Below are 10,914 nucleotides of genomic sequence, written 5' to 3'. Positions count from 1 at the left end.
GGATCATGAAGCGGACCCATTTGGGCTTTGCACACTGGATTTCGGGATAGATTGTTACGACTTTGCTATGCACTGGTGTGAAGAGTATTTGATAAACAAAATGCGATAATCCGGGACGATGGCTGCCAAATGTGTTGCCGCTATTTGTGAGAAAGCCGGATGGTACTACGTGTCACCCGCCTCGTTATCCATCAAAACCTAAAGTAGTTGTTAGAGGTTATGGCACTGAAGTTTCGCAAGAGAAAGCGCAGCTTTTTGTCGATGTCATAAAATACTGGCCCGATGTTGAAGCTTTTGTTATTTAAATGAGCAGGAGAATATTGCTGAATATTTGGAAACAGTTTTAATTCGAATGGGATGACAGCCTTATAAAAGATATGTTGAGCTAAAAAAGGGGATTGCACTTCTACCAAAATATCTAATCGAACGTCCTCACGCAGAAAATCGTCATCTTTGCATGCTGAAAATTGATTCACCGAACTCCAAGATCCAAATTGGTTTATATTGGCGCAAGCGCAAACATTTTTCTAATTCAGCAAAGATGCTCCGTGATTATATAATTAAATATTTCAGGTAACTCTTCAATCTAACCACAGATTTTTTATTTAATATAGAAAACTATATATAACGCACGAGAAATAATTTGAAAGGTCGGCACAGATAACGCACGTTTCCGTGAGCTGAAAAGTACGTTGGCGGTTGAGGATAAAACTATGAGTAAATCTTTAAATATCCATTTGCAAGACCAACGCGGAAATGCTCCGCGTGGCGAAACTAAACATCGTGTGGAGCTTTGGGATCAAATGCATTTGATTTTTCAGCAGTATAACGACCACCAGCTTCACGGAGTCCTGTATTTTTCCGGGTTTCTGGACTTGGACTGCTTAAAAAAGGCTGTGCTCATAACCATGAAACAGTTACCCGAATTGAGTAGCCGATACGTAGAGGATATTCTGCGCCCTTATTGGAAGGAAATTCACCCACTTCCTGACGAGGTTGTCACATGTGTAAATAGCCACGATCAAACAACCGAAATTGAAACCTTTTTGACCTGTCAAACAGATACCTTTGCCGGACCACAGATCAAAGTGCGGGTTGTGCGCACAGAGAAAAATGATACCTTATGTATTCTAATGAACCATATGATAAGCGATGGAGCAGGATTTAAAGAGTATCTATACATGCTGGCTGAAACCTATACCAGACTTAAACGGAATCCTGCATTATCGCCTGCTTATAAAATCGGAGGCTCAAGAAGTGTTAAACAGGTTGTAAAGCAAATCGGGTTAAAGAATAGGATAAAAGCACTATTGATGCCCGATTATCAGCCAAAAAAATCCGGGCAGTTTTTTTTTCCATTATGCGGTGAGGCTGGTGAAGTTCCCTGCCTTTTATCCTTTAAACTGAACAGCACCCGTTTTGAAAAAATAAAGCAATATGGTAAAAAAGCAAACGCTACGATCAACGATATCGTATTCGCGGCATTTATCAGGGTGCTTTGCACAATGCTTGATGTGAAAGATGACACGCCTATAAGCGTTTCGTGCATTATGGATTTAAGACATTACTTACCTGATAAAAAGGCAGATGAAATTTGCAATCTGACTTCGACAATTCTTTGTAATATAGATTTTAAGGCAGAAGAAAGCTTTAGTGAAACTGTGGTCAAAGTCAAGAGAACCATGGATAGGCAAAAGAGTCAACTCCCGGGATTAAAGGGACTTTTACTGCTTGATATCGTATTCAGCCTTTTCCCATACAAGATAGCCCAAAAAATGATCAGCCGGCATTTTGTCAACCCATTAACAAGCATATCCAATATTGGAATCATCGATGATAGTCAACTGATTTTTGACACACTGTGCGTTGAAGATGCTTTTATCACCGGAGCGGTAAAGTTCTATCCATATTTTCTTCTGGCTTTGTCAAGCTTTCGCAATACCGCTACGTTTACCGTTTGCCTCAACGGAACGGACAAAGACAAGCGACGTGTAGAAAAGTTTTTTACGCTTTTGGACAATGAATTGAAAATGGACTAATTATAAAGCATACGCAAAATACAGTAGAAAATATTTAAATGAAACATCTGATATCATAACACTACGTCTAAATCTCTTTGTCTGCTCTTTGAATTCCCTAGTTTAATTAAAACGGTAGACTAACTGGATCAGTGTACAATTAATTAAACAACCAACAAATAAAACTATTTAAAAAACGAGAATTAAACAACGGAGGCCGTACTGAACCCCCTTCGCGGAAATAAGCAATTCAGTTCTATTTTATTGCCTATAATTCACTTTTTTTATTCATTTAAAATAAAAAGCGACCAAATATTTCCATTTATCCGCTTTTATAGTGCATTATATACATCTTTGGTGGAGGCGGACCGTACCGGTTCAAGGTGACAATTGATCTTAAAAACTATCGTCATAATATTTAAACATGAAAGCACAAAATTATTTACAGTCTCTAATAAAAAGCGCTCTACTAGTTCTTTTTTATGATATATCATATCAAGTATTTAATCTATTAAAATCTGCTTAGCATCCCATTTTAATTCACAACTTATTATTTTCAGAATAAAATTTTAGAGATTCTCCAATAAATTTAGCTTCATCATTCGTAAATTTTTTATCTACAACATTCAGATTTTTATTGGCATTTGATAAATAAATATCAGCCATGTTGGATAAAAAAGCCTTACAGTTTATTCCCATATCTATATGATAATGTTCATAATTGCTTTTAGTTGTATCTGCTATTTCTTCAACAATTTGTTGAATCTCTGTTGAAGTAGAATCTTTACTTAGGTCAGCTACAAGCTTTTCATATAATCTATCTAATTTAGGCTGCTTATCTCTCAAATAAATTTTAAAAACTTCTTTAATAAACTTAGCTGCACCTTTTCCATATTTATTATCTACGACTTCTCTCCACTTAGGATCTGTCATGGTCATCATAATGTACCAATGGTTATCGCCTCTATCCATTTTAAAAATTTCATAGTCTTTTTTAACAGTATCTGTTATTTCTTTAGCAATTTGCTGAATTTCATTTGAAAAAGGATCTTTATTTAAATCAATTGTAAGATTTTTGTATAATTCCTTTAATACAGGATGATTATCGTGAAGAAAATCCTTTTCAAACTCATCATATTTTTCTCCCATAGTTATTAACCTGTCATTATTTAAATCTTTCCTCGTAGATTCAATAAATTTTTCTATACTTCCATACAGTTTTATAGCGTTTTTAGCAAGTTTAGTTTCATTATGTTTCACTTGTTCAATCATTTCATCAAATTTTTCTATACTTCCCCAAGTCTTGATGACTCTATCTTTATTTTCTTTCTTAAATTCTATCCATACATTATAATAATTCGTCATATCAAATTCTTTAAAGCTCATGGTATTATCTCCTTTTAAGGTTTTATTTATAAGCCCTATCAAACCATTCAATCTATCTCGTTTTAAAATCAGAATCTTTTTTTGATTTTCCAGAGCTTGCATTTTATCAAAATATGGGCTAACCATGATTTTTTTAACTTCTTTTAGTGGAATATCAAGTTCTTTAAAAAATAAAATCTGCTGTAAGATCTCAAGAGCTTTATCGTCATAAAGCCTGTAACCTGCCTCTGTAACTGCACTTGGCTTTAACAAACTTATTTCATCATAGTAATGCAACATGCGCACACTTACCCCAGTCAGATCCGAAACTTGTTTTATTGTTCTCATAGCTATTCCCTCCAAACATGATTTAGAGCTGTCAATAATGCCTAATACTCTGCCGGCTATGAGTTTTAGTTTATATTTTCAAACTCTAATTTTATATTACACTATGACATGATGTGAGAGTCAACATTTTTTATACTGCTATTGTGTTTGGTACGCAAAGTTCATTTATTCTTCATAAATAAGAGTAGAATTATTCTTGTTTTTATTAGACTTTAGTCTGCATCAAAATGCCGACGGAAAAACATCTGATCGCTGTCCCTATGTGTACTAAAACAGCAGCTTTCTAATTAAGGTTTAGTCTGTTTCCCATTTCAAGTAAAACTGGATTGAAATCATGTCCATTAATTGGTTCCTTGAAAATGATACCGATCCGGTTGTATGGTGAAGCCCAGTGATTGCAACACGGTTAAACAATTCTGGGCAAATGTAATCTGGTGTGATTATGTTTCCTTTTGAAGGTTATATTTCCACTATTTCAGCATCTTATAGGTTTACCTCATCAGTTATTAATGAAAATCGTCTTTCGTAAAAATCCAAAGCTTTTGATTGTTTTTCTTTTACTTGACTTCTTATGATATTATAATTGTCAAATAATAATTCAACAATCCGTTGATCCAATAATTTTTCGTCTGTTTGTTTTTTCAAAAGCTGATAAATTTCATCTTTATCCATGCCTTTTCGATAAGGTCTATCCTCAGCTATTGCTGTAAATATATCTGCAACTGTCATTATTCTGGAACCGGTGCCAATTTCGTCTTTCGTACAATGAAATGGATAACCACTTCCATCTAATTTTTCATGGTGGTAAGCCGCCCATTCTGCTATGCGTTGCAATCCGCCAATTGAATATAATGTATAGTATGTATAGTATGTGTGGCATCTCATTGTTGCAAACTCATCAACCGTTAATTTGGCAGGTTTCTCAAGGATACTGTTTGGTATTTTCAATTTCCCGATATCATGAAAATTTCCTGCGATCCTCATTGACGTTACATCTACCTTTGCAAATCCAAATAATTCAGCTAACATTACCGCACATTCTGATACGCCCGTTGTATGAGTAGCCGTAAATCTCGACTTAAAATCGATTAGATCTCGATATAAATTAGATATTAATGATATGTCTTCTAATCCTATTTGTATGTCCATAAACGGTCCATCGTTTAATAATGATGAGTAGAGTCGTGGCGAAATTAATTCTAACCAAAATTCTTCTCTTTTCGATAACTCAACAAAATAATCAACAATTTTTTTATTGAGAACTGTATCCGCTAATTTTTTTATGGTTTCTACAATATTATTGCTTTGATGTAAAATATATTTATTTCTATCAATTAATCTCTCTACAAAATCTGAGAGTAAAATGATTTGAGATGCTAAAACAACTGGGTTTTCTAAGCCTTCTTCCCAATCATTCCAATTTTTATGATGATTGCGCACAATCTTTGCAATCCCTTTTAACCATGGTATTTGTTCTAATAATATTTCTCCCCTGATAGTATGGATATTATAATCTGTTTCAGTAAAACTATGAATAGCAATTTTTTCTTCCACTGTTACTGCCCCAATATCATGTAGTAACGCAGCTGTAAAAATATTTTTTGTCAGCTCTGTTTCCAGATCAGCTTTTCTTGCAATTTCAAGTGCAAGAAAAGCCGTTCTTTGCTGATGTTGTGCAATTGATGGATTTGCCAGATCAACTGCTTCGGATAACGATAATAGCAAATTATTTAAGTTTACAAGTAACTGTCTGTTCATAAACTTACCTCCCTTTTATTAGTTATTTTTTCCGCCACAATAATATCAGCAATTGCTTCTTTTGCTGTAATTTATGCATATAAATGCAATATATTTAGATTTTACAATAAACCCACTATATTAATAACTTTCGGAAATCACAATGGGGGTGCGGACATTTTTCTGGACTTATTCATGCCGCTAAACCGATACTCCGTCTATAAGTGATGGGACTCATTCCTCCAAGGGTTATCTTGATTCTTTTTTCATTATACCATCTTAGATAAAGATCAAGTTCATTAATAAACACATCGATGGAAACATTTTTCCACGAACGATAATAAAACATCTCATTTTTGAGCCTCCCAAAAAAGCCTTCGCAGGCAGAATTATCTGGAGAACAACCTTACTTTGACATGGATCTTTTCAATCTGGCATTCTACATCCTCAAAATCCATCCAGGCCACCGATTATATTGTACACGCTTGTCAAGATACTAAATTAGAATTTTTTAGATAAATCTCCTTTCGCGTTATGAATTAGGCAGCCAATGCCATATTTTCATAGAATACAGCTACCGGTGTTTTGTAATCGAATCGTTGGTGTCCGCGTTAATGGTTATATTTAGCGATGTGTTTTTTCGTCACGGCTCTCACTTCAGTGACGGTTTCCGAGTACAACAAATATAGGCGTTCCCACTTATAAGATCGAAAAAACCGTTCAATGGCAATATTGTCAGTAGCACGGCCTTTGCCGTCCATGCTGATTTTGGTAGTTTTAAAGCTTTTAATCAGATCAATATAGGCATTTGAAGTAAATTGCGCACCCTGATCGCTGTTGATGATTTCAGGGGCACCATATAACGTCTGACAAGACGCCTGCCTACTGGATGAAAGCCTAGTTTATACAATTCATTACGGATTCGTCTGACACCATAGGATGGTTCCTCAAAATGAATAAGGTCAATGGTATTTTTGATATTGATTTCATCCTTGGATGGCGCAACACCTACGGGTTCATGATAAGCTGTTGATCGCGATAACTTCAAAAATTTACATTGTTTTTTTATGGTTAAGAAAGGGTGTTTCCAATCAATCAGCGCTCTTTTTTCTTCATTTGTGAAATTTGAATTTGTTTTTTTTTAAGCCAATTGACATCCAGTGTTAATTCGCCTATTTTCTTTACGAGCAGCTCCTTTTCGTCTTCATGCTCCTGCTTGAGTTTGTCAACATCTTCATTTTTCTTATTGAAGACGGTTGACATATTGGCGATAAATTCGGTTTTCCAGCGGCTTAATAATTGCTGAGATACATCATACTTCTTAGAGATCTCAGCTAACGTATTTTCTTCTCTGAGGATTTCCAGCACAATTGCTGCTTTCACCTCCGGGGTCCAGGTTCGTCGTTTTCTACTCATGTGTATAGTTTAGCATATATACTCTGGAGTTGTGTTTCAATAGTACGTTTGCTGAGTTCAAGTTTTTCTGCGATATCACTATGTGAAAAACCTTGACTAACGTAGATAAGCACTTTCTTTTCCCTTTCGGTTAATAGGGTTTTTATTTGAGCGTGCGTAGTGGATTTTAAAGTTGATCCATCAACGATTTCTTTAAGTTTGCTAAATAGTTCCTTGGGTAAAATACTTTTGTTGAAAAAACCGTCAGCTCCAATTTTATTGGCTTGATATCTGGATTAAAACCGGTTAAAAAGACGACGGGAATTAAAGGATAGTGTGCTTTAATTTGACTGCCAATTTCTAATCCATTGATGTTTCTGAACAGTTGGGATAAGTCTGCATTTTAGTATTAACGATACTTCTTCGGTCTCTTCACTTTCGCTCCAGCTTCATGGCACACACCTGACTGATTATTCAGCCTTTTCCGTTTGCGATCAGTACCATAACTTTTGGTTACAGCACCCAAAGGTGGTTTTAAACCCACACCTGAATGTCGATTTTGAGAGGCCTGCTCTCATCTCTTTTAAAGCATGAATTCAAATTTTCTACTTTACTCCTTCCACTTTCCTGAATCCTTCAGGACACACTGAAGCGCTTACATAAATGATACACTTTTAACTTTTGTAAGTGTTGGAAATAGGCGACGATTGTAACATTTTATTATGAATTATTGATATTGCAATTAACTATAGTTTTTTGAGATGTAAATATTGGCGTATACTTTATATTTTTTTTCTTAGCGTGGGTTTTGTCCGAAATGCTGGTGTGACCCATATATAGATGATAAATACCATCCCGCCATGAGAAGGGCACTGAAGAACTGAACAGGCGGGAAAATAATATAATTTCTTATTGAATTTTAGTACTAGATGTAGTATTATTCGATATAGTAATATTACTATATCGAATAAAGAAAGGATATATTATGAAAGTAGCAAGCATGGAACAATATCAGAAATTTAGTGCAGCAATGCACATGATTTACAAGCGGTTGTACAGTCTACACCAAGACTTAGATTCTGTTTTCCCTGAGGATATCACTAACTCTGAACTTAATGTTTTAAGTTTTGTGAGGACTCATCCTGGAGCATTTTTAAAGGAAATTTCACAAAGCCTGAATTTGCCTGGCAGTACACTTACAAGTGTGGTTGACCGGCTTGAATGTCGTAGATTGGTACATCGTATGGTCTCTGAAAGAAATAGGCGTTCCTATTCTTTGGAACTAACTGAGGATGGTATGAGGATAAGCGCTCTACATGAGGACGTCGAGAAGAAGATGTGGGAAAGTATGCTTGGAGCTTTAGATAGTGATACTGACCGCGAAAAACTAATCAATTTATTGGAGACGATTTCTCATGGTTTATAACAACGGGCTATACCTATGTCAATTGTGCCAAAATAAGAATAGTTTCAATCTATAAAATAAAGCAAACTATATTCATTCGAGGAGAAAATGGTTATAGAAATTGTAAAGGAGTATGAAATAAGTATGAATATGATGTTCGGCCTTAATTATAAAGTATTTGGTAGTTCAAAAACACTTCTTGTAGTTGATTGTGCTTTGGGTTCATGTAGTGCAGAATGGTGGCATATAGCTGAAGAACTAAGCAGGCAATATAAAGTCCTTTTATATGATAGAGCGGGATATGGTCACAGTAAATTTTCAGTAACGGAAAGAAATCCAGAAAACATAGTAACAGAACTAAAGCAACTAATTGATTATGTAAGAGCAAACGAGAAATTAATTTTAATCGGTCATTCTCAAGGGGGATATAATGTATCTCAGTATGCTGTAAAATATAAAAGCGAGGTTGATGGCTTGATTCTATTAGATCCTGCAACGCCATATGATGGGGAATTTAAAAATCGTCTATCTGCTAAAGAATTCAAAAAAAGTGGAGTTGATAAAACAGAATTATTGAAACTACAAAAACAGTTAGCTCATATTGGAATTATCAAACTTTTTAAAGGTGCTTTAAAAAAGCAACAGCCTCTTTGCTACTACGAATACTCAAAACAGGCGGAAAAGTACATAATTCAATCTTTATGTAATGAAAATACGTATCAAACTGCAATTGATGAATATCTTTGTACCCATAATGATAAAAACACACTGGACTTAAAAAATGCTATAAATAATGCTGCTTTGGGTATGACACCTGTTATGTTACTTACACATTCCAGCGAAATATATATAAATGAACTAATGAAATATACACACATCGATTTGGAAACCGCAAATAAAATAGAAACAGTATGGCAGGAGCTAATGTATAGGTATAAAAATATATCCAATAATACAAAACATATAACAGCTAATCAAAGTGGTCACTTTATTCATTTAACTGATTTGGAGTTACTTAAAACTTGTATTGAGAGGATGGCTTTAATGTAGAAAATGAGTATAATTGACATTTAATATTAATTCATAATTTACTTATATCATGTCACAAGAGGCAGTGTAAATAATTTTGTATTTTCTAGTTTTCCAGGTTAATGTAAAATACATAATTGAAAATTTACGATGAAAATAATAGTTTTAAAATATAAATCCATTTTTGCACATGATTCGAAGGCTGTCAATAGTGATCATTGACAGCCTTCGAATGGTGTAGGGGTTATTCGACGTCTGTAAGGCTGATTCTTCCTTTAAAATAAATGAGAAGCTGTTCCAAAATTCTTGATCATTCCCTTGGCCGGCCATTCCATTTTTTAGTGATATCTATCATCGCCATGTAGAGCATTTTAAAAAGCGCATCATCGGTCGGGAAAATCGATTTTGACTTGGTCACTTTTCGGAGTTGACGGTTCAAGTTATCAATCGAATTCGTTGTATAAATTATCTTTCTCAATTCCGGCGGATATTTGAAATAGGTGGATAAATCGGCCCAGTTATTCTGCCACGATCGGATGGAACTGGGATATTTTTTACTCCATTTATTTTCCAGAGCATCCAGCTGCTGTAAGGCGATATCTTCAGTCACTGCCTGATAGACCAATTTCAAGTCAGCCATAAATAGTTTGATATCCTTGTATGACACAAAACGGGTGGAATATCGGATCTGATGAATGATACAACGCTGAATCTCGGCATTGGGAAAGACGGCATGGATGGCATCCCCAAAACCAGTGAGACCATCAACTGAGACAATCAGAATGTCTTCAGTGCCCCGATTCTTGATTTCATTGAGCACTCCCAGCCAGTATTTGGCGCTCTCGTTGCCGCCTACCCACATGCCCATGACTTCCTTCGTACCGTCAAGTCGCGTGCCAATGACAATATAAACCGCCTTTTTGATCACGGCATTGTCCTGTCGGACATTGTAGTGAATTGCATCCATAAAGACGATTGCATATTTATTGGCCAACAGTCGATTTTGCCATTCCTTTGCGATGGGTAGAATCTTATCCGTCATTTTTGAAATCATCGTGGGGGAAGCTTCCACGCCGTAAACCGTCTGCAGATGTTCGGTTGGTACGTGGATAGAAGTTGACTGATTAGTTTTTTCCGTTCTTCGGTGAGTTTTCGTTGTCTTGCCATAATTAAAAATCCTCCCAGATTAATTTTATTTTAACATTAATCTTGAAGGCTTTTCTAGCTTGACACAAAATTATTTACAGTTTCGATAATTTTTATGTAAGTATCACCCCATTTTTCTCCCTGATCGTCCAAATATGATAAGTTAGTTACAAAATTTCCATTTATATCAGCGGATCGTTGACTGTTTATTCCAAGAGTTAATTCCCATTTAATTTCTCTGTCATGTCGCAGCCATTTATATAATAATGAATTATTCAAAATACTACTCAAATTTTATCTACCTTCTACAATCTATCCCTTTACATATTCAATCATCTTATACATTTAATATTCTTTCTTGTTCAAATGTTATACCTGTCCCATCACCCCGGTATTCCGCGACTGTCAACAGTTATACAGATCGATTTTCCGGCATAGCTTTCTTTATCTATGATCATTTTTTCTATTGAG

General features: G+C 35.2%; 8 protein-coding genes and 4 pseudogenes. 4 read left to right on the top strand and 8 right to left on the bottom strand.

From position 1 onward, the window contains the following. Window positions 1-385: 385 nt before the first annotated feature. Both FZC40_RS17855 and FZC40_RS14775 read left to right on the top strand, forming a co-directional pair. Window positions 386-577, top strand: a pseudogene (locus FZC40_RS17855) (hypothetical protein); the annotation flags it as partial. Window positions 578-713: 136 nt separating this feature from the next. After that, window positions 714-2,039 carry a WS/DGAT domain-containing protein gene (locus FZC40_RS14775; protein ID WP_148605737.1) on the top strand — a complete coding sequence of 442 codons (1,326 nt, stop codon included), beginning with the start codon at window positions 714-716 and terminating at the stop codon, window positions 2,037-2,039. A 519-nt stretch (window positions 2,040-2,558) separates the two neighbouring features. Here FZC40_RS14775 and FZC40_RS14770 read toward each other — a convergent pair. The 7 genes and pseudogenes from FZC40_RS14770 to FZC40_RS17835 form a co-directional block, all read right to left on the bottom strand. Then, a complete protein-coding gene (locus FZC40_RS14770) occupies window positions 2,559-3,731 on the bottom strand; it encodes a MerR family transcriptional regulator (protein ID WP_148605735.1) in 1,173 nt (390 codons plus the stop codon). A gap of 483 nt (window positions 3,732-4,214) precedes the next feature. Beyond that, window positions 4,215-5,489 (bottom strand): HD-GYP domain-containing protein, encoded by a 1,275-nt coding sequence (locus tag FZC40_RS14760; RefSeq protein WP_148605733.1) that lies wholly within the window; start codon window positions 5,487-5,489, stop codon window positions 4,215-4,217. Window positions 5,490-5,661: 172 nt separating this feature from the next. Then, window positions 5,662-5,937, bottom strand: a pseudogene (locus FZC40_RS14755) (IS3 family transposase); the annotation flags it as partial. 145 nt (window positions 5,938-6,082) lie between these two features. Next, window positions 6,083-6,328 (bottom strand): annotated as a pseudogene (locus FZC40_RS17850) (integrase core domain-containing protein); the annotation flags it as partial. Continuing rightward, the gene (locus tag FZC40_RS17845) at window positions 6,259-6,516 is read right to left on the bottom strand and encodes a transposase (protein WP_148605731.1); all 258 of its coding nucleotides are present in this window, start codon (window positions 6,514-6,516) and stop codon (window positions 6,259-6,261) included. The pseudogene FZC40_RS17850 and the gene FZC40_RS17845, both read right to left, overlap by 70 nt. A gap of 47 nt (window positions 6,517-6,563) precedes the next feature. Continuing rightward, complete coding sequence (locus FZC40_RS17840; protein ID WP_148605729.1) at window positions 6,564-6,884, bottom strand: transposase; 321 nt, start codon at window positions 6,882-6,884, stop codon at window positions 6,564-6,566. Further along, on the bottom strand, window positions 6,881-7,030 hold the full coding sequence (locus FZC40_RS17835) for a response regulator transcription factor (RefSeq protein WP_420534741.1): 150 nt from the start codon (window positions 7,028-7,030) through the stop codon (window positions 6,881-6,883). The genes FZC40_RS17840 and FZC40_RS17835 overlap by 4 nt, the downstream gene beginning before the upstream one ends. Window positions 7,031-7,848: 818 nt before the next feature. Here FZC40_RS17835 and FZC40_RS14730 point away from each other — a divergent pair. After that, window positions 7,849-8,289 (top strand): MarR family winged helix-turn-helix transcriptional regulator, encoded by a 441-nt coding sequence (locus tag FZC40_RS14730; protein WP_148605727.1) that lies wholly within the window; start codon window positions 7,849-7,851, stop codon window positions 8,287-8,289. Window positions 8,290-8,376: 87 nt separating this feature from the next. Beyond that, entirely contained in the window at window positions 8,377-9,318 is a 942-nt protein-coding gene (locus FZC40_RS14725; RefSeq protein ID WP_148605725.1) for an alpha/beta fold hydrolase, read from the top strand. Window positions 9,319-9,541: 223 nt separating this feature from the next. Here the strand turns inward: FZC40_RS14725 and FZC40_RS14720 are convergent. Next, a pseudogene (locus FZC40_RS14720) lies at window positions 9,542-10,390 on the bottom strand (IS256 family transposase); the annotation flags it as partial. Between the last annotated feature and the right edge of the window lie 524 nt (window positions 10,391-10,914).

Origin of the sequence: Acetobacterium tundrae (assembly GCF_008086615.1) — a bacterium.
Classification (GTDB): domain Bacteria; phylum Bacillota; class Clostridia; order Eubacteriales; family Eubacteriaceae; genus Acetobacterium; species Acetobacterium tundrae.
Note: the sequence above shows the minus strand (reverse complement) of the source record. Positions and strands in the feature narration are given on the sequence as shown.